The 23,410-nt window shown below is 69.2% G+C and carries 22 protein-coding genes and 1 tRNA gene; 16 read left to right on the plus strand and 7 right to left on the minus strand.

Annotated features, from left to right (window positions below):
• Positions 1-119 precede the first annotated feature (119 nt).
• From CBM2586_RS01090 to CBM2586_RS01100, 3 genes are all read left to right on the plus strand, one after another.
• The gene (locus CBM2586_RS01090) at positions 120-1,142 is read left to right on the plus strand and encodes a complex I NDUFA9 subunit family protein (RefSeq protein WP_115663244.1); all 1,023 of its coding nucleotides are present in this window, start codon (positions 120-122) and stop codon (positions 1,140-1,142) included.
• A 199-nt stretch (positions 1,143-1,341) separates the two neighbouring features.
• The gene (locus tag CBM2586_RS01095; RefSeq protein ID WP_115686653.1) at positions 1,342-2,040 is read left to right on the plus strand and encodes a glutathione S-transferase family protein; all 699 of its coding nucleotides are present in this window, start codon (positions 1,342-1,344) and stop codon (positions 2,038-2,040) included.
• Between the two features lie 65 nt (positions 2,041-2,105).
• Positions 2,106-3,356, plus strand: coding sequence for a multifunctional CCA addition/repair protein (locus CBM2586_RS01100; RefSeq protein ID WP_115688590.1), 1,251 nt, complete (start codon positions 2,106-2,108; stop codon positions 3,354-3,356).
• Between the two features lie 38 nt (positions 3,357-3,394).
• On the opposite strand, the gene CBM2586_RS01105 is transcribed toward CBM2586_RS01100, so the two are convergent.
• Entirely contained in the window at positions 3,395-3,589 is a 195-nt protein-coding gene (locus tag CBM2586_RS01105; RefSeq protein ID WP_012351539.1) for a DUF2905 domain-containing protein, read from the minus strand.
• A gap of 16 nt (positions 3,590-3,605) precedes the next feature.
• Complete coding sequence (locus CBM2586_RS01110) at positions 3,606-4,802, minus strand: class I SAM-dependent methyltransferase (RefSeq protein ID WP_115686654.1); 1,197 nt, start codon at positions 4,800-4,802, stop codon at positions 3,606-3,608.
• A gap of 15 nt (positions 4,803-4,817) precedes the next feature.
• On the opposite strand from CBM2586_RS01110, the gene CBM2586_RS01115 reads away from it, so the two are divergent.
• The 3 genes from CBM2586_RS01115 to ttcA all read left to right on the plus strand — a co-directional run bounded on the left by CBM2586_RS01115 (position 4,818) and on the right by ttcA (position 7,176).
• On the plus strand, positions 4,818-5,657 hold the full coding sequence (locus CBM2586_RS01115; protein ID WP_115686655.1) for an SDR family oxidoreductase: 840 nt from the start codon (positions 4,818-4,820) through the stop codon (positions 5,655-5,657).
• A gap of 69 nt (positions 5,658-5,726) precedes the next feature.
• Positions 5,727-6,128 (plus strand): dihydroneopterin aldolase, encoded by a 402-nt coding sequence (locus tag CBM2586_RS01120; RefSeq protein WP_082818824.1) that lies wholly within the window; start codon positions 5,727-5,729, stop codon positions 6,126-6,128.
• Positions 6,129-6,237: 109 nt separating this feature from the next.
• Positions 6,238-7,176 carry a tRNA 2-thiocytidine(32) synthetase TtcA gene (gene ttcA, locus CBM2586_RS01125; RefSeq protein ID WP_115686656.1) on the plus strand — a complete coding sequence of 313 codons (939 nt, stop codon included), beginning with the start codon at positions 6,238-6,240 and terminating at the stop codon, positions 7,174-7,176.
• A 67-nt stretch (positions 7,177-7,243) separates the two neighbouring features.
• Here the strand turns inward: ttcA and CBM2586_RS01130 are convergent, their stop codons facing one another.
• Positions 7,244-8,071, minus strand: a complete 828-nt coding sequence (locus CBM2586_RS01130; protein ID WP_115663848.1) for a DUF6279 family lipoprotein — start codon at positions 8,069-8,071, stop codon at positions 7,244-7,246.
• Between the two features lie 302 nt (positions 8,072-8,373).
• Here CBM2586_RS01130 and glmU point away from each other — a divergent pair, with 302 nt between their 5' ends.
• Positions 8,374-9,738 carry a bifunctional UDP-N-acetylglucosamine diphosphorylase/glucosamine-1-phosphate N-acetyltransferase GlmU gene (glmU, locus tag CBM2586_RS01135; RefSeq protein WP_115686657.1) on the plus strand — a complete coding sequence of 455 codons (1,365 nt, stop codon included), beginning with the start codon at positions 8,374-8,376 and terminating at the stop codon, positions 9,736-9,738.
• An 89-nt stretch (positions 9,739-9,827) separates the two neighbouring features.
• Entirely contained in the window at positions 9,828-11,666 is a 1,839-nt protein-coding gene (glmS, locus tag CBM2586_RS01140; RefSeq protein WP_115663238.1) for a glutamine--fructose-6-phosphate transaminase (isomerizing), read from the plus strand.
• 89 nt (positions 11,667-11,755) lie between these two features.
• Here glmS and CBM2586_RS01145 read toward each other — a convergent pair whose 3' ends face one another.
• Positions 11,756-12,391, minus strand: a complete 636-nt coding sequence (locus CBM2586_RS01145) for a TetR/AcrR family transcriptional regulator (protein ID WP_115663237.1) — start codon at positions 12,389-12,391, stop codon at positions 11,756-11,758.
• Between the two features lie 156 nt (positions 12,392-12,547).
• Here CBM2586_RS01145 and CBM2586_RS01150 point away from each other — a divergent pair, with 156 nt between their 5' ends.
• From CBM2586_RS01150 to CBM2586_RS01165, 4 genes are read left to right on the plus strand one after another with little or no spacing between them, the layout of a single operon-like run.
• Entirely contained in the window at positions 12,548-13,603 is a 1,056-nt protein-coding gene (locus tag CBM2586_RS01150) for a phosphotransferase family protein (protein WP_115663847.1), read from the plus strand.
• A 2-nt stretch (positions 13,604-13,605) separates the two neighbouring features.
• The gene (locus tag CBM2586_RS01155) at positions 13,606-13,992 is read left to right on the plus strand and encodes a DUF6285 domain-containing protein (RefSeq protein WP_115663236.1); all 387 of its coding nucleotides are present in this window, start codon (positions 13,606-13,608) and stop codon (positions 13,990-13,992) included.
• Complete coding sequence (locus tag CBM2586_RS01160; protein ID WP_115663235.1) at positions 13,989-15,290, plus strand: acyl-CoA dehydrogenase family protein; 1,302 nt, start codon at positions 13,989-13,991, stop codon at positions 15,288-15,290. The genes CBM2586_RS01155 and CBM2586_RS01160 overlap by 4 nt, the downstream gene beginning before the upstream one ends.
• Before the next feature lie 50 nt (positions 15,291-15,340).
• Positions 15,341-16,651: an MFS transporter gene (locus CBM2586_RS01165; protein WP_115686658.1), complete on the plus strand. Its 1,311-nt coding sequence runs from the start codon at positions 15,341-15,343 to the stop codon at positions 16,649-16,651.
• A 54-nt stretch (positions 16,652-16,705) separates the two neighbouring features.
• Here the strand turns inward: CBM2586_RS01165 and CBM2586_RS01170 are convergent, their stop codons facing one another.
• Entirely contained in the window at positions 16,706-17,635 is a 930-nt protein-coding gene (locus CBM2586_RS01170; RefSeq protein WP_115686659.1) for a LysR family transcriptional regulator, read from the minus strand.
• A 104-nt stretch (positions 17,636-17,739) separates the two neighbouring features.
• Here CBM2586_RS01170 and CBM2586_RS01175 point away from each other — a divergent pair, with 104 nt between their 5' ends.
• The 4 genes from CBM2586_RS01175 to CBM2586_RS01190 all read left to right on the plus strand — a co-directional run bounded on the left by CBM2586_RS01175 (position 17,740) and on the right by CBM2586_RS01190 (position 20,449).
• On the plus strand, positions 17,740-18,732 hold the full coding sequence (locus tag CBM2586_RS01175; protein ID WP_115686660.1) for a Bug family tripartite tricarboxylate transporter substrate binding protein: 993 nt from the start codon (positions 17,740-17,742) through the stop codon (positions 18,730-18,732).
• Positions 18,733-19,039: 307 nt separating this feature from the next.
• On the plus strand, positions 19,040-19,519 hold the full coding sequence (gene bfr, locus CBM2586_RS01180) for a bacterioferritin (protein WP_115663231.1): 480 nt from the start codon (positions 19,040-19,042) through the stop codon (positions 19,517-19,519).
• Positions 19,520-19,614: 95 nt separating this feature from the next.
• Positions 19,615-19,689 (plus strand) — tRNA-Cys (locus CBM2586_RS01185).
• A 316-nt stretch (positions 19,690-20,005) separates the two neighbouring features.
• On the plus strand, positions 20,006-20,449 hold the full coding sequence (locus tag CBM2586_RS01190) for a GNAT family N-acetyltransferase (RefSeq protein ID WP_115663230.1): 444 nt from the start codon (positions 20,006-20,008) through the stop codon (positions 20,447-20,449).
• Between the two features lie 58 nt (positions 20,450-20,507).
• On the opposite strand, the gene dmeF is transcribed toward CBM2586_RS01190, so the two are convergent.
• Positions 20,508-21,494: a CDF family Co(II)/Ni(II) efflux transporter DmeF gene (gene dmeF, locus CBM2586_RS01195; RefSeq protein ID WP_115686661.1), complete on the minus strand. Its 987-nt coding sequence runs from the start codon at positions 21,492-21,494 to the stop codon at positions 20,508-20,510.
• Between the two features lie 430 nt (positions 21,495-21,924).
• Positions 21,925-23,385, minus strand: a complete 1,461-nt coding sequence (locus tag CBM2586_RS01200) for a PLP-dependent aminotransferase family protein (RefSeq protein ID WP_115686662.1) — start codon at positions 23,383-23,385, stop codon at positions 21,925-21,927.
• Between the last annotated feature and the right edge of the window lie 25 nt (positions 23,386-23,410).

Consider the following 23,410-nt stretch of genomic DNA (forward strand, 5'->3'; position numbering starts at 1 on the left):
GTCTTTTCCGGTCCGCCTGCCCCGGCATGGGGCAGGCAAGACGGGCCTGCCGGCGTAGCGCCGCAGGACCGGGCTGGCGCGGGTGCCGCGGCGTGCTTCTTTCCTGGCACGGAGGCATCATGCAGACCAGCAACGTCCTCGTCATCGGTGGCGCCGGCTTCATCGGCAGCCATCTCGTCTCGCGCCTGGCCGGCACGGCCTCGGCTTCCGGCGCGCCGCTCGAGCCCGGCGCCAATCCCGATTCCCCCATCGCCCCGGACCGCATCGTGGTCGGCACGCGCAATGTCGAGCATGCGCAGCACCTGCTGCTGCTGCCGCGCGTCGAGGTGGTGGAACTGGGCCTGGCCGACAATGCCGCGCTCGACGACGCGATCGGCTCGCTCGGCCTGGACGGCATCGTCGTCAACCTGGTGGGCGTGCTGCACGGCGAGCGCGCCGATCCCTACGGCGAGGCCTTTGCCAGCGCGCATGTTGAACTGGTGCGGCAGATCGTGGCTTCCTGCCTTTCCACCGGCGTGCGCCGGCTGTTGCATATGAGCGCGCTCGGCGCCGACAGCAACGGCCCGTCGATGTACCTGCGCAGCAAGGGCGACGGCGAGCGCATCGTGCGCGCCAGCGGGCTCGACTGGACCATCTTCCGGCCCTCGGTGGTGTTCGGCCCCGACGACCATTTTCTCAACCTGTTCGCGCACATGCAGCAGCTGGCGCCGGTGGTGCCGCTGGCATGCGCGCATGCGCGCTTCCAGCCGGTGTTCGTGCAGGACGTGGTGCAGGCCTACCTGAACGCCATGGTGAACCCGGCCACCATCGGCCACGGCTACGAACTGGGCGGGCCGCAGGTCTATACGCTGGAGGAGCTGGTGCGCTTTGCCGGGCGCGCCTCGGGCCATCCACGCCCGGTGATCGCGCTGCCCGATGCGCTGGCGCGGGTGCAGGCCGCGGTCATGGAGCATATGCCGGGCGAACCGCTGCTGTCGCGCGACAACCTGGATTCGATGCAGCTCGACAACGTGCTGGAGCGCCCGCTCGCGCCGGAGCTGAACCTGCACCCCGTGCACCTGGAGGCGGTCATGACCGAAGCGCTGTCCGGGCGCAACCGCGATGCCTCGCTGACGCACATGCGCGCCAGCGTGCATCGCTGAGACGCTATCCATGGCCCGGCCTATGTGACCGGATTTCATATCGGTTGCGAGCGCAATTCACTTTGACGCGGGCGGCCGCGCTGGCAAAATGACTGGTCCGGCGCGCGGCTGCCACGCCGTCCAGCGGGGCCGCGGCGCGTGGATCGCGCCTCGCGTCCGTGCCGTCTCTCCCTCCGTTTCCTCCCCCAAGGACCTCACGATGAAGCTCGTCATCGGCAACAAGAACTATTCCTCCTGGTCGCTGCGCCCCTGGCTGCTGCTGCGCCAGGCCGGCATTGATTTCGAGGAAGTGCAGGTGCGCCTGTTCACCGGCAGCTTCGCCGCCGAGATCGCCCGCTACTCGCCCGCGGGCAAGGTGCCGGTGCTGGTCGACGGCGATGTCACCGTGTGGGATTCGCTGGCGATCTCCGAATACGTGGCCGAGCGCTTCCCCGACCGGCAGCTGTGGCCGGCCGACCCGGCCGAGCGCGCGGTGGCGCGCGCGATCTGCGCCGAGATGCACTCGGGCTTTGTCAACGTGCGCAACCAGTTGCCGATGAACGTGACCGCGGTGCTGCCCGGGCGCGGCTGGAACGTGGCGGTGCAGCGCGAGGTGGAGCGCATCGCCGCGATCTGGGACGAGCTGCGCAAGCAGCATGCGGCGCGCGGGCCGTTCCTGTTCGGCACCTTCACCGTCGCCGACGCGTTCTATGCGCCGGTGGTGAGCCGCTTCGCTACCTACGGCATCCACCTGCCGGACGAGACCGAAGACGCCAAGGCCTATGCCGATTTCATGCTGGCGCTGCCAACGATGCAGCAATGGATTGCCGGCGCGCGCGAGGAGCGCGACTTCCTGGCCGATGACGAACCGTACCGCACGGCCCCGGATCTTGCCGATGCGATAATCGTCACCCACTAGCAATAACGCCGGCGCCGGGACACTGCCCCGCGACCCCCGTGCCGGCGCATGAAGAGGCCACAACCATGCAGGTGTATGCCGTGGGCGGCGCGATCCGCGACGAACTGCTGGGCAAGCCCAGCCAGGACCGCGACTACGTGGTGGTCGGCGCGACCCCGGCCGAGATGGAGACCGCCGGCTATCGCCCGGTCGGCAAGGATTTCCCGGTGTTCCTGCATCCGCGCACGCAGGAGGAATACGCGCTGGCCCGCACCGAGCGCAAGACCGCGATGGGCTACAAGGGCTTTGCCTTCTACTGCGAGCCCGATGTCACGCTCGAGGACGACCTGGTCCGGCGCGACCTGACCATCAACGCGATGGCGCGCGCGGTCGATGCCGACGGCAACCTGACCGGCCCCGTGATCGATCCGCACGGCGGCCAGCGCGACCTCGCCGCGCGCCTGTTCCGCCATGTCTCCGACGCCTTTGCCGAAGACCCGGTGCGCATCCTGCGGCTGGCGCGCTTCGCCGCGCGTTTCCACGACTTCAACGTCGCCGCCGAGACCATGCGCCTGATGCGCGAGATGGTCGCCGCGGGCGAGGTCGATGCGCTGGTGCCCGAGCGCGTGTGGCAGGAGCTGGCGCGCGGACTGATGGAGGCACGGCCGTCGCGCATGTTCGAGGTGCTGCGCGAATGCGGCGCGCTGGCGCGGCTGCTGCCAGAGCTGGAGCGGCTGTGGGGCGTGCCGCAGCGCGCCGACTTCCACCCCGAGGTCGATACCGGCGTGCATGTGATGATGGTGATCGACTGCGCCGCGGCACTGGAGGCACCGCTGCCGGTGCGCTTTGCCGCGCTGGTGCATGACCTGGGCAAGGGCACCACGCCCGCGGACGTGCTGCCGCGCCATATCGGCCACGAGCTGCGCAGCGTCAGGCTGCTGGAAGAGGTCTGCGCGCGCTTGCGCGTGCCCAACGAGTGCCGCGACCTGGCGGTCGTGGTGGCGCGCGAGCACGGCACCATCCACCGCTCGCTGGAGCTCAGCGCCGCAGCGGTGGTGCGGCTGCTGGAGCGCTGCGACGCGCTGCGCAAGCCCACGCGCTTCGCCCAGGCGCTGCAGGCCTGCGAGGCCGACAAGCGCGGGCGCAAGGGGTTCGAGCACCACGCCTACCCGCAGGCCGCGCGCCTGCTGGCGGCGCGCGAGGCTGCGGCGTCGGTCGATGCGGGGGCGATCGCGCGCGCCTGCGCGGATGACGTGGCGCAGATCAAGGACCGGGTCCATGCCGCGCGGGTCGCGGCGGTGGCGCAGCGGCTCGGGGCGCAGCCGGGCGGCGCCTGAGCCGGCCCCCGAGCCGGTCCCGCAGGCTGCCGAAATCCCTACAGCAGCTTGCCGATTACCAGCGCGATCAGCGAGATCAGGATCGTCGACGCGAACGGCAGCACGAACTCGCGCCCGAACACGCGGAAGCGCACGTCGCCGGGCAGCCGGCCCAGCCCGACCTTCTGCAGCCACGGCAGCGCCGCGGACAGGATGATCACGCTGAGGAAGATGGTCAGGGTCCAGCGCAGCATGGCAGCTCCGGTGCCGTTACAGGGCGTGGCAGCGGTCGCCGCGGGCAAAGCCGGCCAGCGGCTCGGTGTCGTCGAGCCCGCGCGTGAGCGCGATCACCTTGAACAGTTCGCCCATCTCGGCTTCGGACAGCAGCTTCTGCACCGCATTGGCCTGCGGCAGGAAGGCGCGCGCGTCGGATGGGTCCAGCGCCATCAGCAGGTCGGTGATGCCGGCATTCATCAGGAAGCGCGCCTGCGAGGCAAAGCCCGCGACGGTCAGCCCCGCTTCGACCGCGGCCTGCGCGATGCCGCTGAAGTCGACGTGCGCGGTGATGTCCTGGAGGCCGGGATACAGGAACGGTTCCGGGTGCGCATGATGGCGGTAGTGGCACATCAGCGTGCCGCCGGCGCGCTGCGGATGGTAGTACTCGCTGCCAGGAAAGCCGTAGTCGATGAAGAAGGCCGCGCCGCGCGCCAGCATGGCGCCGACCGCGCGCGTGAAGCCCTGGGCCTCGACGTGGGTCTCGGTGACGAGTTCGTGGTCGCCGGGGATGGCGCGCAGCGCCGCGGGCACGTCGGCATCGACCAGCGCGCGGTCCTCGAAGCGGAACGCGGTCGCGCCGCCATCCTGCGCGCCGGCGCGCGCCACGCCGCGTTCATGCCAGTGGCCGCCGCGGCGCGCATACAGCTGCACCGGCATCGCATCCAGCACTTCATTGCCGACGATCACGCCTTCGAAGGCGGCGGGCAGGGTATCGAGCCAGGTGACGCGCTCCGCCAGGTGCGGCGCGCGCCGGGCCAGCGTGTCCTGCTGGCGCGCGCGCAGCTCGCCCGACAGCTCGACGATGGCGTAGGTGTCGGGCAACTGGCCTTCCTGTTCGAGCCCGAGCAGCAGGTCCGCCGCCAGCCGGCCGGTGCCGGCGCCGAATTCGAGCAGGCGCGGCAGCCCCTGTGCCAGCAGCGGCGCGAACTGGCGCGCCAGCGTGCGTGCGAAGAACGGGCTGAGCTCGGGCGCGGTGATGAAGTCGCTGCCGTCGCGGGCATCGCGCCCGAACTTGGCCGAGCCGCCGCTGTAATAGCCCAGGCCGGGCGCGTACAGCGCCAGCGCCATGTAGCGGTCAAAGCCGATCCAGCCGCCGGCGGCATCGATCGATTCGCCAATACGGGCCGTAAGGGTATCCGAAGCGGCCTGCGCGTCGGCGGGGGGAAGGGGTAAACTAGCGGCTTTCTGCATCCTGCGATTGTAGCAATGCCCGCATCCAAGATTTCCGCCGGCGCGACCGGTGCCCAGCCTGCCGTGGCCCGCGGCGTGGCGCTCGTGACCGGCGGCGCGCGCCGCCTGGGCCGCGCCATCGCGCTGGAACTGGCGGCGCATGGCTGGGACGTGGCCGTGCACTGCCATCGCTCGGTCGACGAGGCCGAGGCCCTCGCCACGCAAATCCGCGCGCTCGGCCGCCGCGCCGCGGTGCTGCGCGCCGACCTTGCCGACGAGGCCGCGACCAGCCGGCTGGTGGCCGACTGCAGCGCCGCGCTGGGCGTGCCGGGCTGCCTGGTCAACAATGCCTCGCTGTTCCAGTACGACGTCGCCACCAGCTTCTCGTATGCGTCGCTGGATACGCATATGCGCACCAACGTGGCCGCGCCGCTGCTGCTGGCGCGCGAACTGCACAAGGCGCTGGCCGCGGCCGCGGGCCCGGACGGCGCGAACAAGGCCGCCGAGCCACGCGGCGTGGTGATCAACCTGCTCGACCAGAAGCTCGACAACCTGAATCCGGATTTCCTCTCGTACACGCTCTCCAAGGCCGCGCTGCAGACTGCCACGGTGCAGCTGGCGCAGGCGCTGGCGCCGCGCCTGCGCGTGGTGGGCGTGGCCCCGGGCATCACGCTGGTATCGGGCGAGCAGTCGGAGCAGAGCTTCCGCCGCGCGCATCGCGTGACGCCGCTGGGCCAGTCTTCCACCCCCGAGGACATCGCCCAGGCGGTGGCCTACCTGGCGCAGGCACGCGCCGTGACCGGCACCACGCTGTACGTCGACGGCGGCCAGCACCTGATGCCGCTGGCGCGCGACGTGATGTTCCTGACCGAATGACCTGCATCATCCGCCGCGCCTGACCGGCGCGGCATCCCTGCCTTACACTGCCCCTTTCGTTTCCCGCCCATGACCATGCTCGCCGCCCTTTCCCACCCCAGCCTGCAGGACTGCCGACGCATGTTCCTGCGCAACTACGAAGTGCAGATCAATATCGGCGTGCACGAATTCGAGAAGAAGGGCGAGCAGCGCGTGCTGATCAATATCGACCTGTTCGTGCCGCTGGAGGAATGCACGCCGCAGGCCGACAAGCTCGACGAAGTGGTCGACTACGACTTCATGCGCAACACCGTGGCCGCGCGCATGGCGCAGGGCCACGTGCACCTGCAGGAAACGCTGTGCGACGACGTCGCGCGCGCCATGCTCAAGCACCCCAAGGTGCGCGCGGTGCGCGTGTCGACCGAGAAGCCCGACGTGTACCCGGACTGCGATTCGGTCGGGGTCGAGGTCTTCCATATCAAGCAGGCCTGAGCAGTCCCGCCGGCGCCCGCTGCAGCGCGCGGGCGCCTAAAGTAAAATGTTGCCCCTCCGCGCCGCGCCGGCCATTCCATCCGGCGGGCGCCACGCAACAGGATGCTCCATGAGCCACTCGAACAACTTCTATCGCCTCGAGACGAGGCTGCAATCGCAAACCGGCAAGGCCATCGGCGACTTCGGCATGATCGAGGACGGCGACACCGTGCTGGTCTGCATGAGTGGCGGCAAGGACTCGTACACCATGCTGTCGGTCCTGATGGCGCTGCAGAAGCGGGCGCCGATCCAGTTCAAGCTGATCGCGATGAACCTGGACCAGAAGCAACCTGGCTTCCCGGAACATATCCTGCCGGAATACCTGAAGTCGGTCGGCGTGGAATATGTGATCGTCGAGGCGGACACCTACTCGATCGTCAAGGAGAAGGTGCCCGAGGGCAAGACCACCTGCTCGCTGTGCTCGCGCCTGCGCCGGGGCGTGATCTACCGCACCGCCAAGGAGCTGGGCGCCAACAAGATCGCGCTGGGCCACCATCGCGACGACATCGTCAACACCTTCTTCCTGAACATGTTCTTCGGCGGCAAGATGAAGGCGATGCCGCCCAAGCTGGCCACCGACGACGGCGCGCATATCGTGATCCGCCCGCTGGCGTACTGCTCGGAGAAAGACATCGCATCGTACGCGCGCGCCATGGAATTCCCGATCATCCCGTGCAACCTGTGCGGCTCGCAGGAAAACCTGCAGCGCAAGAAGGTCAGCGAGATGCTGCAGGAGTGGGAGCGGCAGAACCCGGGCCGCATCGACAATATCTTCTCGGCGCTGCGCAACGTCGTGCCGTCGCACCTGGCGGATACCGCGCTGTTCCCGTTCACCGGGCTGGCGACCGGCCTGGCCAAGGTCGACGAGGCCTCGCTGTTCGGTGAAACCACGTTCCAGCAGCAGCCGCTGACGTTCGCCGGCAGCCTGGACGAAAACCGCATGGAGTTCGTGCGCTTCGAGCGCGCGCCCGCGGCGACCGCGGCGGCGGAGCCGGCCGGCACGCAGTAAGTCCTGCGGCGGCCGGATGGCAAAATGCCCGCTTGCGCGGGGGGTTTTGCGTCTGGGCAGGATGGGTTCAGTTCGCCGCGGCCGACTGCACCGGCGCATTCGCCTTCTCGCGCATCAGCGCATGCGTGTCGTCGATCCACTTCTGGAAGCGTTCCTGCGCGTGCGCCTTCTGCTGCGGCGTGGTCAGGTTTGCGATCGCCACGGTCAGCGCGATGCCGGCGTTGTTGCTGGCTTCGTGGCTGGCGGCGTGCCGGGCGGGCGGGTTCTGCCAGTACTCGCGGAAGCGCCGCAGCAGGTCGATCACCTGCGTCTTGGGCGGCTGCGTGGCCTGCACGTAGCGCACCATCCTGATCCATTCCTGCTGGCGCGCGACGCGCTCGGCATAGCGCGCCTCGGCATTCTGCACCACCGGCCCCACCTTGACGCGGATCGCCTTTTCCTGCTCGGCAGAGAAGCCGCCGTAGACCAGGCGCGCGTACTCCATCACCTTGTCGAAGCGCGCTTCCTCGCGCTCGGCCGGATCCGCGTTGAGGAACTTCTTGCGGTATTTGGCGTTGCCCTCGGCAAACTTCTTTTCCATGCGCGCGATCTGGTCGGGCGTCAGCGTCAGCAGGAAGTCGGCCATGTCAGGCATGGCCTGCTCGAAGGAGCGGCGCGCCAGGTCCTGCGAGGCGTCCTGGAAGTGCGCGACCATCGCCGGCGTCACCGGCTGGCGCACGTCGGCCTTGGCCTCCTGCAGCAGGGTGGCGATTTCCGGCAGCTGCGCCTTGCGGTGCCAGGCAAAGAAGCGCGCGATCGCCTCGCGCGTGAGCGGCTCCTGGGCCGTGGTGACGTCGACATAATTGTCGATCCACCAGTACGCCAGCCGGTCGCCCTGCTGGTAACCCAGCTTCATCGCGCTGCAGGCGCACAGGGCCGCGGCGCCCACCATCGCCAAAATGCGCCGGCCCCAGCAATTGTGAAATTCGGAAACCTCGGCCGGTTGGGCAGAAAGCGCCATGTTAAAATCGCCGCGCATTGGAACCGGGCTCGCTCGCTGCCCGCCAGCCAAGTCCTGGCAAGGGTTTGCGGGAAGATGCGCGGGCCTGGCGACAAGCTTTTGCCAGCCCCGGCGGCGCCCCTTGCCAAACACCGCGCCAAATATCCGGCCGGCGTTTTCCAGAATATTTTTGGACACACTCACTTAGGGGTCTCCTTGTGAATATCGTCATTCTCGCCGCGGGCATGGGCAAGCGGATGTATTCCGATTTGCCCAAGGTGCTGCACCCGGTAGCCGGGCGGCCCATGCTCGCGCACGTCCTGGATACGGCCCGTGCCCTGTCGCCGTCGCGGCTGGTGGTCGTGGTTGGCCACGGGGCCGCGCGCGTGCGCGAGGCGGTGGCCGCTGACGATGTCGCCTTTGCCGAGCAGGCCCAGCAACTGGGCACGGGCCATGCGGTGATGCAGGCACTTCCCTTGTTGGACGACAACCAGCCTACGTTGGTTCTCTACGGTGACGTGCCGCTCACCAGCGCGGCGACGCTGCAGGCACTGGTGGCCGAGGCCGGCGCGCAGCGCTTTGGCGTGCTCACCGTGGAAATGCCCGATCCGACCGGCTACGGCCGCATCGTCCGCGACGCGGCGGGCAGTATCGTCCGCATCGTCGAGCAAAAGGACGCGAGCGAAGCCGAGAAGGCCATCCGCGAAATCAACACCGGCATCATCGTGTGCCCGACCGGCCACCTGCGCAAGTGGCTGTCGACGCTGCGCAACGACAATGCCCAGGGCGAGTACTACCTGACCGACACCGTCGAGCGCGCCGTCGCCGACGGCGTCGAGACGGTCTCGGCGCAGCCCGCCGCGGTGTGGGAGACGCTGGGTGTCAACAGCAAGCTGCAGCTGGCCGAGGTCGAGCGCATCCACCAGGGCAACCAGGCCCGGCGCCTGCTCGAGGCCGGCGTGACGCTGCTCGACCCGGCCCGCATCGACGTGCGCGGCGAGCTCACCTGCGGGCGCGATGTCACCATCGACGTCGGCTGCGTGTTCGAGGGCCGCGTGCACCTCGAAGACGGCGTGCGCATCGGCGCGCATTGCGTGGTCCGCAACAGCACCGTCGGCGCGGGCGCGCAGCTGCACCCGTTCTGCCATATCGACGACGCCAGGATCGGGCCCGCCGGGCGCATCGGGCCATACGCGCGCCTGCGCCCCGGCACCGAGCTGGGCGAGGATGTGCATATCGGCAACTTCGTCGAGGTCAAGAATGCACAGGTGGCGGCACACAGCAAAGCCAACCACCTGGCTTATGTGGGCGACGCCACGGTGGGGTCGCGCGTCAATATTGGCGCGGGTACCATCACCTGCAACTATGACGGGGTGAACAAGCACCGCACCGTGATCGAGGACGATGTCTTCATCGGCTCCGACACGCAGCTGGTGGCGCCGGTGACGGTGCGCCGCGGCGCCACGCTGGGCGCCGGCACCACGCTCACCAAGGAGGCCCCGGCCGACAAGCTGACGCTGTCGCGGGCCAAGCAGCTGACCATCGACGCCTGGCAGCGTCCGGTCAAGCCGCCTAAGCAGTAAGCACCAGGGGCCGCCTGCACCGGGCGGCGCCAGGGGATTCATACCGGCGCCAGGGCCTCGCGGCAGGCGCCAGCAAACGGGGGTTCAGCATGTGTGGCATCGTCGGCGCGGTTTCCACGCGCAACATCGTTCCGGTCCTGATCGAAGGGCTGCGCCGCCTCGAGTATCGCGGCTATGACTCGTGCGGCGTCGCGGTCGTGCGCGACGATGCGGTCGAGCGCGCGCGCACCGTGTCGCGCGTCGCCGATCTCGACGCGCAGACGCAGGCATCCGGCCTGTCCGGCTTCACCGGCGTGGCGCATACGCGCTGGGCCACGCACGGCAAGCCCGACACCGTCAACGCCCACCCGCACCTGTCGGGCGAGACCATCGCGCTGGTGCACAACGGCATCATCGAGAACTACGAGCCGCTGCGCGAAGAGCTGCGCGCGGTCGGCTACGGCTTCGAGTCGCAGACCGATACCGAGGTGGTCGCCCACCTGATCCATCAGGCCTACAGCTATCCCAGCAGCGCCACCCGCGGCGACCTGTTCGCCTCGGTGCGTGCGGTCACCAAGCGCCTGCACGGCGCCTACGCCATCGCGGTATTCGCCAAGGACCAGCCGGGCCGCGTGGTCGGCGCGCGCGCCGGCTCGCCGCTGGTGGTGGCGCTGGGCGAGAACGAGTCCTTCCTGGCGTCCGACGCGCTGGCCGTGGCCGGCACCGCCAACCGCATCATCTACCTGGAAGAGGGCGATGTGGTCGAGATCACGCTGGACGGCGTGACCATCCACGACGCCAACGACCATGCGGTCGAGCGCGAAGCGCGCTTGGTCGAAGCCCACGCCGCCTCGGTGGACCTGGGCCCGTACCGCCATTTCATGCAGAAGGAAATCTTCGAGCAACCGCGCGCGCTGGGCGACACGCTCGAGGGCGTCGAAGGCCTGTCGCCGGACCTGTTCGGCGACAACGCCGCCGAGGTCTTCGCCGGCATCGACAGCGTGCTGATCCTGGCCTGCGGCACCAGCTACTATTCCGGCTGCACCGCCAAGTACTGGCTCGAAAGCATCGCCAAGATCCCGACCCAGGTCGAGGTTGCCAGCGAATACCGCTACCGCGACACCGTGCCCAACCCGCGCGCGCTGGTGGTGGTGATCTCGCAATCGGGCGAGACCGCCGACACCATGGCCGCGCTGCGCCATGCGCGCGCGCTCGGCCACGTCCATACGCTGGCAGTGTGCAACGTCGCCACCAGCGCGATGGTGCGCGAGACCGAGCTGCGCTTCCTGACCCGCGCCGGCACCGAGATCGGCGTGGCTTCGACCAAGGCCTTCACCACGCAGCTGGCCGCGCTCTACATGCTGACGCTCTCGCTGGCCAAGACCCGCGGCCTGCTGACCGAAGAGGCCGAGGCCCAGGCGCTGACCAACCTGCGCCACCTGCCGGCCGCGCTGCACGGCGTGCTGGCGCTGGAGCCGCAGATCATCGCCTGGTCCGAGGACTTCGCCCGCCGCGAGAACGCGCTGTTCCTCGGCCGCGGCCTGCATTACCCGATCGCGCTGGAGGGTGCGCTCAAGCTCAAGGAGATCTCGTATATCCACGCCGAGGCCTACCCGGCCGGCGAGCTCAAGCACGGCCCGCTGGCGCTGGTCACCGAAGCCATGCCGGTGGTCACGGTCGCGCCCAACGACGCGCTGCTGGAGAAGCTCAAGTCCAATATCCAGGAAGTGCGCGCGCGCGGCGGCCGCCTCTACGTGTTCGCCGACAGCGATACGCAGATCCAGTCGTCCGACGGCATCCAGGTGATCCGCATGCCCGAGCACTACGGCGACCTCTCGCCGATCCTGCACGTGGTGCCGCTGCAGCTGCTGGCGTACCACACCGCGTGCGCGCGCGGCACCGACGTGGACAAACCGCGCAACCTGGCGAAGTCGGTGACGGTGGAGTAAGGCAGGCGCGTGCCGGCGCGACGCCGGCTGCATCCTGCAATAAAGAGAGGCCCTGCGGGGCCTCTTTGCATTGGGGCGCGCGCGTGCCGCTATGCCACCGTCAGCAGGAACGAACGCGCCATTTCCAGATCGAGCCGCCGGTCCGACAGCGCGAAGGTGCTCTCGCGGTTGATCAGCGCATACAGCAGCGTGCCGGCCAGCGCCTGGTGCGCGAAGCGGATGCGCAATTCCAGTTGCGGCGACGGCCCCGCCGGGTGCAGCCGCGCCAGGCGGGCTGCCAGGTCGATCATGTACTGGCGGTTGAGCTGGCGGATCGGGTCCTCGCCGGTGGTCGCGCGGGCCACCAGCGAGGCGCGCAGCACGCCTTCGTTGCGGTAGGCCCAGATCCGGCTGCCGCGGGCCAGCGTGCGCACCGCGTCTTCCAGCGTGCCGGGCGTGTGGTCCAGCTGTGCCAGGCGCGCCGCCATGGCGCGCCGCAGCGTGGCCAGCGCCAGCGTCTGCAGCGCCTTGAAATAGCTGTCCTTGCCGTCGAAGCGGCTGTAGAAGGCGCCGGTGGTGACGCCGGCGTAGGCGCAGATCTCATGGATCGAGACCTGCTCGAGCGTGCGCTCGCGCAGCAGCCGCCGGCCCGCCGCGAGCAGCGCCTGGGTGGTGCGAAGGCCGCGGGAATAACGCGGCACGGCATAGCCGGCGTGGCCTTCCAGCGCGATCAGCTTTTCTTTCATGACGACCCCGATTCCGCGCGGAGGTGGTTCCGCGTCCCCTGCTTGTCCGTGTTTTTACCGATGTCATGAACTGTATCAGCCCACCATACTCGGCCAAAACATAATCAAGATTATCAATTGAGCGGTACCGCGGCCATGCGGGACTGCACCGAGACGATGCCCACAGCCACACCCTCCGACACGGAAGCCAGCTTGCTGGCCGGCCTTCGCCGTGTCATTGCCCGCGAACTTCCCGGCGCCGATGCCCAGGCCGGCATCACCGGCCTGCGCCGCCTCTCCGGCGGTGCCAGCCAGGAGACCTGGTCCTTTACGCTTGCCGGGCCGCACGGGCCGGCGCCGATGATCCTGCGGCGCGATCCGGGCGCGGAGGAGCGGCCGGCGGCGGGGGTGTCGGCGATGCAGGCGGGCATGGCGGCCGAGGCCGCGCTGCTGCGGCTGGCCGGCGCGGCCGGGGTGCCGGTGCCGGTGGTGCGGGCCATGCTGATGCCGCAAGACGGCATCGGCGAGGGCTTCGTGATGGATTGCATCGAGGGCGAGACGCTGGGCGGCCGCATCGTGCGCGAGCCGCGGCTGGCGCGGGCGCGTGAACGTCTGGCCTACCAGTGCGGCCAGGCGCTGGCCGCGATCCACGGTATCGACCGCGCCACGCTGCCGCCGCTGCGCGAGAGCAATGCCGCCGAGGAGGTCGAGGGCTACCTGCGGCGCTATCGGGCGGCGCGCGAGCAGCGCCCGGTGTTCGAGCTGGCTTTCCGCTGGCTGCGGCGCCATGCGCCGGCAACGGGGCGCGCCACGCTGGTCCATGGCGACTTCCGCAACGGCAACCTGATGGTCGACGAGGCCGGCCTGCGCGCGGTGCTGGATTGGGAACTGGCCCATGTGGGCGACCCCATGACCGACCTCGGCTGGCTGTGCGTGAACTCCTGGCGCTTCGGCCGCACCGGCTTGCCGGTGGGCGGCTTCGGCACGCGCGCGCAGCTGTTTGCCGGCTATGCCGACGCGGGCGGCATGGTCGATGCCGAACGCGTGCGGTTCTGGGAGATCTTCGGCGTGCTCAAGTGGGGCGTGGCGTGCCAGACCATGTCGCGCGCGCCCCAAGGCGGCGGGGCGCGCAGCGTCGAGCGCGCCGCCATCGGCCGGCGCAGCTCCGAAACCGAGATCGACCTGCTCAACCTGCTGCTGCCGCGCGCCGCGGCGTCGGCCTGCGCAAGCTGACCATGCAAGACACTCCTCATGCGGCGGAACTGATCGACGCCGTGACCGCCTTCCTGCGCGGCACGGCGATCCCCAACCTGAGCGGCCGCGCGGCCTTCGACGCGCGCGTGGCCGCCAATGTGCTCGACATCGTCGCGCGCGAGCTGCGCCTCGCGCCCGCGGCGCAGGCTGACGAGCACGAACGCCTGCGCGCGCTGCTGGGCACCGACGGCACGCTTGCCGAACTGAACCAGCGCCTGTGCGAGGCCATTGCCGGCGGCCGCATCGATACCGCCACGCCCGGGCTTGGCGGCCACCTGTGGGCGGTCACGCTGGCCAAGCTTGCCGTCGACCAGCCCGGATACAGCAGCTATCGCCAGATTATCGATCCTGAGGAGACGCTTCCATGAATTTCCAGCTGCCGGACGGGCTGACGGCCTACCTGGCCGAGCTCGATGCCTTTATCGAGGCCGAGATCGCGCCGTTGCAGGCCGAGCACGACAACCAGCGGTTCTTCGACCACCGCCGCGAATGGGCCCGCACCGACTTCGACAACCACGGCCTGCCGCGCCCCGAATGGGAGGCGCTGCTGGCCGAAGCGCGTCGCCGCGCCGACCGCGCCGGCCACCTGCGCTTCGCGCTGCCCGCGGAGTACGGCGGCCGCGATGGCGGCAACCTGTGGATGGCCGTGATCCGCGAACACCTGGCGGCCAAGGGGCTGGGTTTGCACAATGACCTGCAGAACGAGCATTCGATCGTCGGCAACAAGCCGTTCGTGCTGGTGCTGCGCGACTTTGGCAGCGAGGCGCAACGCGCCACGCTGATCCCGGGCATGCTGGACGAGACCGTCAAGCTGAGCTTCGGCCTGACCGAGCCGGAGCACGGCTCCGACGCGACGCACATGGCCACGCGCGCGCGTCCGGAACCGCGCGGCGGGCGCGGCGGCTGGCGCATCGACGGCGAGAAGATGTGGACCACCGGCCTGCACACCGCCACGCACGTGGTGCTGTTCGCGCGCACCAGCGGCAAGGACGGCGATGCCGGCGGCATCACCGCGTTCCTGGTGCCGGCGCACAGCGCAGGCGTGCGCGTGGAAGAGTACCTGTGGACCTTCAACATGCCCACCGACCATCCGCGCGTGAGTTTCAGCGGGGTCTGGGTGCCGGACGACGCCGTGCTCGGGCAACCCGGCGCGGGTCTCGCCATCGCCCAGCATTTCGTGCACGAGAACCGCATCCGCCAGGCCGCCGCGAGCCTGGGCGCGGCCGACTACTGCATCCGCGAGAGCGTGAAGTACGCGCGCCAGCGCAAGCCCTTCGGGCAGGAGCTGGCGCGCAACCAGGGCATCCAGTTCCCCCTGGTGGAGCTGGCCACGCGCGCCGAGATGCTGCGCGCCTTTATCCGCCAGACCGCCTGGGAAATGGACCAGATGCCCAGGCGCGAGGTGGAGAAACGCCTGTCGGACAAGGTTTCGATGTGCAACTACACCGCCAACCGCCTGTGCTGCGAGGCCGCCGACACCGCGATGCAGGTCCATGGCGGGCTGGGGTATTCGCGCCACAAGCCGTTCGAGCACATCTACCGCCACCATCGCCGCTACCGCATCACCGAGGGCTCGGACGAGATCCAGATGCGCAAGGTCGGCGCCTACCTGTTCGGCTATATCGGCCGCGACCGCGGCGACGGCGGCGCGCCGGCGCATCACTGAACCAACCCCGATGCCGGCGGCGGGCATCCCATTCCTTGCGGGAGACACGCATGAATCCAACCTACCAGCCGCGCCGCGCGTGGCTGACCGCAGTGCTGTTGTTCTTCTTCCTGGTGGTCAACGCCATGGACAAGATGGTGGTGGGCCTGCTGGCAGCGCCGATGATGGCGGAGCTGGAGCTCACGCCGGCGCAGTTCGGGCTGGTGGGCAGCAGCTTTTTCTGGCTGTTCGCGGTGTCCGGCGTGCTGGGCGGCTTCCTGGCCAACCGCACGCCGGCTTCGCGGCTGCTGATCCTGATGGCGCTGGCGTGGTCGCTGTGCCAGATCCCGATCGCGCTGTCGTCGAGCCTGGCGGTGCTGATCGTGTCGCGCGTGCTGCTCGGCTTCATGGAAGGGCCGGCCGCGCCGGTGGCGATCCACGCCTGCTACAAGTGGTTCCCGAACAACCGGCGCAACCTGCCGGTGGCAGGGCTGACGCAGGGTGCCGGCATCGGCATCGTGCTGGCCGGGCTGCTGATCCCGGCGGTGGCCGCGCACTGGGGCTGGCGCGCCAACTTCTACCTGCTGGCGGTGCTGGGCGTGCTGTGGGCGCTGGCGTGGCTCGCGCTCGGGCGCGAAGGCACGCTCGACCAGCCACCGGCCGCGCATGGCGCTACCGGCACCAGCGCGCCGCAGCGGCTGCCGTATCGCGTGCTGCTGAGCGATCCCACCGTGCTGGGCTGCTTTGCCCTGCGGCTGGCGGCGTACTGGGGCCTGGCGCTGTGCCTGACCTGGATCCCCGCGTACCTGCAGAGCGGGCTGGGCTTCGACCATGCCGTCAGCGGCAAGCTGTTCGCGCTGATCGTCGGCACCAACCTGCCGCTGACGATCGCGATCGCGTGGTGCTCGGAACGCCTGCTGGCGCGCGGGGTGTCGTCGCGGCTCGCGCGTGGCCGGGTCTCGGCCGGCATGCTGCTGCTGGCGGGCGGCTTCTTCCTGTTGCTGCTGTGGCCGGATACCACGCCGGCCACGCGCGTGGCGCTGCTGGTGCTGGCCTGTGTGTGCGCGCCGGCGATCTATTCGCTCGGCCCGGCGATGCTGGCCGAGGTGGTGCCGGCCGGGCAGCGCGGCGCGGTGCTGGCGATCGATGCCTCGGTGTCGTCGGTGGCCGGCGTGCTGGCGCCGCTGGTGACGGGCGTGCTGGTGCAGAACACCCCCGGCGCGCGCGGCTTCGAACTGGGGCTGGCGCTGTGCGGTGCGCTGATGGTGGTGGCGGCCCTGGCCGGGCTGTGCGTGGTCAACCCCGAGCGCTCGCGCCAGCGCCTGGCCGCGCAGTTGCCAGCGGACGTCCAGGCCGGACAGCCCGCGGTGGCCGCGGGCTGAACACCGCGCATCGCGCCGGGCCGATGCCGCCGGCCCGGCCCGCACCCGGCGGGACTAGGCGCCGGTCTGCGCCACCGCTTCATGCACCAGCGCCGCGAACACACGCATGGCCGGCGACGGCGTGCGCCCGGCCAGCGTGACGATGCCGTACTGCGCCTTCAGCGCGGTGGGCGGGTGCATCGGCAGGGCCACCGCCAGGCGCTGCGCGCAGGCCTCGGCCATCATCGCCACCGGCACCAGCGCCACGGCATCGACCGCCAGCAGCAGTGCGCGCAGCGCATGCATGTCGTTGCAGCTGACGCTCATCAGCCCGGGCTCATCCTCCGGCAGCGGGCCGCTGCCGCCGCTGGCCTCGTGCAGGGCCTGGCGGAAGTAGCGCACGATATGCGGCGGCAGCCGGGTCCCGGCCACCGGGTAGGCGCGCAGGTCGGCCAGGGTGACCTGACGCTGCCGTGTCAGCGGATGGCCGCTGCGCACGAAGAACGCCGTTTCCAGTGCCGGCAGCCGGTCGATCTGCAGGTGTGCCAGTTCCGCCAGGCTGCGGCTTTCGCCGACAAAGATGTCGAGCTGCTCGGCTTCGAGCGAGCGCCGCATCGCGGGCGTGTCGGCGGTCTCGAGGTCGATGCGCAGCCGCGGATAGCGGCGCACCAGCGCCTCCAGCACCGGGTCCAGCAGGAACGAGGCCGCGAACGGCCCGAAGCCGGCGCGGATCGTGCCGATTTCCACGTCTTCCAGCAACTGCAGGTCGCGCCGCAGTTCGCGCTGCTCGCGCAGCATGCTGCGCGCGCGTGCCAGCGCCAGCATGCCGGCGGCGGTGGGCCGCACCTTGCCGTAGCCGCGGTCGATCAGCGTGCCCAGCTCGGCTTCCAGCGCCTGGATGCTGCGCGTCAGCGCCGGCTGTGACAGGTGAAGCGCGGCCGCGGCGCGCGCGAAGCTGCCTTGCTCGACCAGCGTGACGAAGTGATGCAGCTGCCTCAGTCCCATGAATTAACCATTTATGCATCAAAAACTGAAAAATATTGCATTGGACGTAAGTTCTCAAGCCCACTAAGGTTGTCCTCCAAAACCAAAACCCATCTGGAGACAACATGAACCGACGCGCATGGCTGACGCTGGCCACTGGCGGCCTGGTCGCCGGGCTTTCGCTCGGCGTGGCCCTGCCGGCCGCGGCCCAGGCCTATCCCGCCAGGCCGATCCGCATCGTCGTGCCCTATGTGGCCGGCGGCGGCACCGATACCATTGCCCGCGCCATGGGCGAAAAGCTGAGCAAGCGGCTGGGCCAGCCGGTGGTGGTCGACAACAAGGCCGGCGCCTCCGGCATCATCGGCACCGATGCCGTGGCCAAGGCCGCGCCCGATGGCTACACGCTGCTGATGACGCTGACGCAGTCGGTGCTGACCAATCAGTTCCTGTTCCAGAAGCTGCCTTACGACCCGCGCAAGGACCTGAGCATGATCAGCGTGCTGGCCGACGCGCAACTGGTGCTGGTGACCCATCCCTCGGTGCCGGCGCGCACCGTGCGCGAGCTGGGCGAATATGCACGCAGCCGGCCGGGCAAGCTGAGCTATGCCTCGTGGGGCGTGGGTTCGCTGTCGCATTTGAGCGGCGCCTACTACAGCAAGCTGGTGCACGGCCAGGCCACGCACGTGCCCTACAAGGGCGAGGCGCCGATGCTGCAGGACCTGCTCGGCGGCCAGGTGCAGTTCGGCTTCGCCAGCATCCTCACCGCCAGGCCCTACATCCAGAGCGGCAAGCTCAAGGCGCTGGCGGTGACCGGCAGGCAGCGCAGCAGCGCGTTGCCCGAGATGCCCACCTTCGCCGAGGCCGGCATGCAGGACGGCGCCTTCAAGACCGTCGGCTGGATCGGGCTGGTGGCCCCGGTAGGCGTGCCGGCACCGATCCTGGCCCGGCTCGAGAGCGAGGTGCGCGCGATCCTGCAGACTGCCGAGATGCAGGAGCGCATGGTCGCGCTGGGGCTGCGCACCGTGGGCAGTACACCGGCCGAGGCGCAGGCGCTGTACGCACGCGACTGGCCGGTGCTGAAGACGCTGGTGGCGGATTCGGGCGCGAAGCAGGACTGAACTGCAACGATCGCAACCCCTATCGGCGGGCACCGCGGCAAACCACGCGGCGCCCGCTTTTTTTATTTTCATGATGCCGTGCAGGGCGCTTATGAAAACCGAATAAAAACCATTGGCATTCGCATCCGCAAGCAGGCGAGAAAATAAAGAATCCGTGCGGCAAGAACGCCGCGGCGCGGGTCCGGATGGCTTGATGTCCGCCCATGCGGGACTACCATGAAGTCACGGCGGCGGATTCGCCGTGGCGTTGCCGTGGTCGTGCAATCGCGATATCGCATGTCCTGTCACTGGGGCATTGGGGGCTGCCATGAAGACTGACAAGAAGGTAATCCAGTTGCTGAACGCGCAGCTGCGGCATGAGCTCACCGCCATCAACCAGTATTTCCTGCATGCCCGCATGTACCGGCACTGGGGCCTGCGCGCGTTGGGCAAGCATGAGTACGACGAATCGATCGAGGAAATGAAGCACGCCGACAAGCTGATCGAGCGCATCCTGCTGCTCGACGGCTTGCCCAATTTGCAGGACCTCGACAAGCTGCTGGTCGGCGAGAACACCGAGGAGATGCTCGGCTGCGACCTGAAGCTGGAACTGGTGTCGCAGGCCAGCTGCAAGGACGCGATCAAGTATTTCGAGTCGGTCGGCGATTATGTCTCGCGCCAGCTGGTGGTCGATATCCTCGAAGACACCGAGGAACATATCGACTGGCTCGAGGCGCAGCTGGAGCTGGTGCGCAAGGTCGGCTTGCAGAACTACATCCAGTCCGCCATGGGCCAGATCGAGGACTGAGCGGCGCGCCGCGCGGCGCGGTCTCCTGCAAAGATTTCCATTTCCCGCTACACTGCGGCCCGCAGCACGTCGCGCCGCTCCGGCGCGATGTCAGCGGCGGGGTGGCAGAGTGGTTATGCAACGGCCTGCAAAGCCGTGTACGACGGTTCGATTCCGGATCCCCGCCTCCAAATTCCCGCTCGGGCGCATTGCGCCCGGCGCACCTGCGCGTTCGCGCACGATCTCTTTCTTTGCTTTGCTTTTTCACGCGCCTGTCATCGGCTGGCCCATGACTGCGGCGGGCTGTGCCGCGCGCCCTGACCGGTATGCCATCACGGTTCCGGACACCCGTTTATCCCCAATGGATCAACGGCAGCGAATCGGGTAATGTTACCCGACAGGCCCACCGGCCTGCATGCAACCCGTGCCGCCAGTTGGCGGCACCGCCATGTCCGGGCTTCCATGGCGTTTCCCTTAGCGAGGCAGTGTGAAAAACAGAGGCTCCAGATGATGAAAGACCTGCGCATCCGCGCGGCCGTGCCGACAGACGCTGCCGCCGTGGGCGAGGTGCTGGAACGGTGCGGACTTCCGGTGGACGGCGTGCCGCGGCTGCTCGAGCATTTCCACGTCGCTATCCTTGACGCGCAGATCATCGGCTGCGCTGCCGGCGAGCGCTGCGGCGAAACCGTGGTGATCCGTTCCGTGGCCGTGCTGCCCGAACACCGCGACCGGGGCGTGGCCACCCACGTGGTGCGTGCCGCGCTGATGCGCGCCCGCGCCAACGGCGCGCGGCGCGCGGTGCTGCTGGCTTCCAGCTGCCCCAGCTACTTCGCGCGCTACGGCTTTACGCTGGTGCCGGCGGCGAAGCTGCCGCCCGAGGTCATGGCATCGAGCGAATTCCACCGCGCCGCGGACACGCCGCCGCTATGCATGTGGTGCGAGCTGAGCTGATCCCGGGCAAGCCGCTGGCGAGCCGCCGTGCTCGCCTCAGTAATCGCTCAGTGATCATTCAGTGAGCGTTGTCGCAGCGGCTGATTTCCACCGTCACGTGCACCAGTTCCTCGTGTACCGACAGCGCCTCGCGCACGCGCTGCGGCGTCAGCGCGGCATCATGCGTGACCAGGCAGACGATGCAGGCAAAGTGCTGCCGGCCCACGCGCCACACATGCAGGTCGGACACGCGGGTGCTTGCGTCGGCGTGATCAAGGCCGGCCAGCACCTCGCGCACCTCATCCACAACCGGATGGTCCATCTCGCGGTCCAGCAGCACGGTGCCGCTCTGGCGCATCAGGCCGATGGCCCAGCGGCCGACCAGCAGCGCGCCCACCAGCCCCATCACCGGATCCAGCCACGACCAGCCCAGCCACCAGCCGCCGGCGAGCGCGACGATCGCCAGCACTGAGGTGGCGGCATCGGCCAGCACGTGTACATAGGCGGCGCGCAGGTTGAGGTCGTGATGATGATGGCCATGACCGTGGTGGCCATGCTCGTGCCCGTGATGGTGGCCATGGCCATGGGCGTGGTCGTTGTCGTGGCCATGCGCATGGCCGCCGAGGATCAGCGCGCAGCCGAGGTTGACCAGCAGCCCGAGCGCAGTCACGCCCATTGCTTCGCGATAGTGGATGGCCTGCGGCGCGAACAGCCGTTCGACCGACCCCGCCGCCATCAGCGCGGCAATGCCCAGCAAGAACACCGCGCTGGCAAAGCCCGCCAGCACTTCGATCTTCCAGGTGCCGAAGGCAAAGCGCCGGTCGCTGGCGTAGCGCCGGGCGGCGGCATAGGCGAAGGCGGACAGGCCGATCGCCAGCGCGTGCGAGCTCATATGCCAGCCGTCGGCCAGCAGCGCCATCGAGTTGAACCAGAGCCCGGCGGCGATCTCAGCCACCATGGTGATGGCGGTGATCACCATGACCAGGCGCGTGCCGCGTTCGGCGGCGCGATTGCCGGCGTCGAAGGCGTGGCTGTGGGTCCAGGCGGACAGGTCTTGGGTATGCATGGGGAATACGTGCGTTGCGCTTGAAATTCTGGTGAATCGTCTGGCATGGGGCCGGGCAGGTCCAAGGTTAGCAGAGACCCGTGCGCGTGCCGCGGCATTCCCCGATGGCATCAGGGGCGGGTTTGGCTGGGTCGGGGAAAGGCCAGGCGGTATGGCGGGTGTGCCTTATACACAACAAGATACCCGCGAGAGTCGTAAGGAATCTTTTCTTTCGCATACATACATTCATGAATGGATGTATGATCCAGCAAAAATTCACACCGCCGTCATATCCCTGTTGACCGTACCAAGATGAGCTATCGCTTTATTGCCACCTGCCTTGCCGCCTGGGTAGGCGTTTGCGCCACCGCCGGCTGGCTGGTCGAGCGTCTCTGGAGCTGAGCGCCGGCCGGGCCGCGGCCCGGTCCGCCTCCCTCCATCCCCCTCCACCTCAAGCCGCCTGCCGCGCCTGCCCCAGGCTGTCAAAGAACTGCCACAACTGCGGCGCATCGCCGGTGGCCACATTGAAGCGGATCCAGGGCGAGTCGGTTTCATCCGGCTCGAAATACGATCCGGGCGCGAGCCAGATGCCATGCTCCAGCGCCAGCGTGGCGAGCCGGTTGCCGAGCAGCGGGCCGCCGCGCCGGCTGGCCAGCCAGCGCGCCTGCACCGCCTCGTTCAGGCGCGCCCACGCGAACATCCCGCCGTCCGGGCGCAGCAGCACCTCCAGCCCGTGGGCTTCCATCTTTTCCGTGACGCGGTCCTGCTGCGCGCGCAGACGCTCCGACAATGCCGCCACATGGCGGCCGTAGTGGCCGCTGGTCAGCACCGAATACACCAGCCGCTCCGTCACCTCCGATGAGGTCAGGCCGACCGCCATCTTGGTGCGCGCGAAGGCCTTGGCCAGGTCCGGGCTCGCCGCCAGGTAGCCGACCCTCAGCGACGGGGTGATGGTCTTGGAAAATCCGTTGACATAGACCACCTGCGACAACCCGTCCATGGCCGCCAGCATCGGCGAGCCGGCCGGCGCCAGCTCGCGGTAGATGTCGTCCTCAACCACCAGCAGCCGGTGTTGCTCGGCCAGTTGCAGCACGCGGAAGGCGTTCATGCTGGTCAGGCTGGCGCCGGTCGGGTTCTGCAGCACGGTGTTGATGAACAGCGCGCGCGGCGCGTGGGCGCGCAGCGCATCCTCGAGCGCGTCGGTGTCCAGCCCCGCCGCCGTGCGCGGCACGCCGACCACGCGCAGCCCGGCCAGCCGCAGGATCTGCAGCAGGTTGCAGTAGCAGGGCGATTCCACCAGCACGGTATCGCCGCTGCGCAGCAGCGTGCGCACCACCAGGTCCAGCGCCTGCGTCGCGCCCTGGGTCAGCACCACCTGCTGCGCCTGCAGCGGGATGCCGTACTGGCCCAGGCCCGCGGCAATGTGCTCGCGCAGCGGCGCAAAGCCATAGGGATGGCCGTAGCCCGACAGCTGCGCCGCCGGCACGCGCGCCGACGCGCGCATGGCCTGGTGGAGGCCTTCCTCGTTGAGCCAGTCGCCCGGCAGCCAGCCGGCGCCGGCCTTGATCGGCACCGAATGGTCGGCAAATACGTCCGACAGCAGCCAGGCCGCGTTCAGCCCCGGCGCTTCCCATTGCGGCGCGCGCCCATTGCCGGCCGGGGCATGGCGGTGCGCCACGGTGTAGCCCGAGCCGGCCCGCGCGGCCAGGTAGCCGAGCGCGGTCAGCCGCCCGTAGGCCTCGGCCACGGTGAAGGTGCTGACATGGTGGTGCTGGGCAAAGCGCCGCACCGACGGCAGCGCCGCCCCGGCGCGCAGCGCGCGCTGTTCCACCAGCGCGGCGATGCCGGCGACGATCTGCTCGGTCAGGGTGTCGCCGTCGCGGCGGCTGCGGGTCAGGTTCAGGGTCAGCATCGGTCACTCGGGCGGGCGTGGACCT

It is taken from the genome of Cupriavidus taiwanensis (genome assembly GCF_900250115.1).
Classification (GTDB): domain Bacteria; phylum Pseudomonadota; class Gammaproteobacteria; order Burkholderiales; family Burkholderiaceae; genus Cupriavidus; species Cupriavidus taiwanensis_B.

Bases quoted from the DNA above. Each gene is read 5' to 3' on its own strand.
- CBM2586_RS01170 (WP_115686659.1), bottom strand. From the start codon at position 17,635: ATGGGACTGAGGCAGCTGCATCACTTCGTCACGCTGGTCGAGCAAGGC.
- CBM2586_RS01190 (WP_115663230.1), top strand. From the start codon at position 20,006: ATGATGAAAGACCTGCGCATCCGCGCGGCCGTGCCGACAGACGCTGCC.
- CBM2586_RS01165 (WP_115686658.1), top strand. From the start codon at position 15,341: ATGAATCCAACCTACCAGCCGCGCCGCGCGTGGCTGACCGCAGTGCTG.
- CBM2586_RS01115 (WP_115686655.1), top strand. From the start codon at position 4,818: ATGCCCGCATCCAAGATTTCCGCCGGCGCGACCGGTGCCCAGCCTGCC.
- ttcA (WP_115686656.1), top strand. From the start codon at position 6,238: ATGAGCCACTCGAACAACTTCTATCGCCTCGAGACGAGGCTGCAATCG.
- CBM2586_RS01200 (WP_115686662.1), bottom strand. From the start codon at position 23,385: ATGCTGACCCTGAACCTGACCCGCAGCCGCCGCGACGGCGACACCCTG.
- CBM2586_RS01150 (WP_115663847.1), top strand. From the start codon at position 12,548: ATGCCCACAGCCACACCCTCCGACACGGAAGCCAGCTTGCTGGCCGGC.
- CBM2586_RS01175 (WP_115686660.1), top strand. From the start codon at position 17,740: ATGAACCGACGCGCATGGCTGACGCTGGCCACTGGCGGCCTGGTCGCC.
- CBM2586_RS01120 (WP_082818824.1), top strand. From the start codon at position 5,727: ATGACCATGCTCGCCGCCCTTTCCCACCCCAGCCTGCAGGACTGCCGA.
- CBM2586_RS01110 (WP_115686654.1), bottom strand. From the start codon at position 4,802: ATGCAGAAAGCCGCTAGTTTACCCCTTCCCCCCGCCGACGCGCAGGCC.
- CBM2586_RS01160 (WP_115663235.1), top strand. From the start codon at position 13,989: ATGAATTTCCAGCTGCCGGACGGGCTGACGGCCTACCTGGCCGAGCTC.
- CBM2586_RS01105 (WP_012351539.1), bottom strand. From the start codon at position 3,589: ATGCTGCGCTGGACCCTGACCATCTTCCTCAGCGTGATCATCCTGTCC.
- CBM2586_RS01130 (WP_115663848.1), bottom strand. From the start codon at position 8,071: ATGAAGCTGGGTTACCAGCAGGGCGACCGGCTGGCGTACTGGTGGATC.
- CBM2586_RS01095 (WP_115686653.1), top strand. From the start codon at position 1,342: ATGAAGCTCGTCATCGGCAACAAGAACTATTCCTCCTGGTCGCTGCGC.
- dmeF (WP_115686661.1), bottom strand. From the start codon at position 21,494: ATGCATACCCAAGACCTGTCCGCCTGGACCCACAGCCACGCCTTCGAC.
- CBM2586_RS01155 (WP_115663236.1), top strand. From the start codon at position 13,606: ATGCAAGACACTCCTCATGCGGCGGAACTGATCGACGCCGTGACCGCC.
- CBM2586_RS01100 (WP_115688590.1), top strand. From the start codon at position 2,106: ATGCAGGTGTATGCCGTGGGCGGCGCGATCCGCGACGAACTGCTGGGC.
- bfr (WP_115663231.1), top strand. From the start codon at position 19,040: ATGAAGACTGACAAGAAGGTAATCCAGTTGCTGAACGCGCAGCTGCGG.
- CBM2586_RS01145 (WP_115663237.1), bottom strand. From the start codon at position 12,391: ATGAAAGAAAAGCTGATCGCGCTGGAAGGCCACGCCGGCTATGCCGTG.
- CBM2586_RS01090 (WP_115663244.1), top strand. From the start codon at position 120: ATGCAGACCAGCAACGTCCTCGTCATCGGTGGCGCCGGCTTCATCGGC.
- glmS (WP_115663238.1), top strand. From the start codon at position 9,828: ATGTGTGGCATCGTCGGCGCGGTTTCCACGCGCAACATCGTTCCGGTC.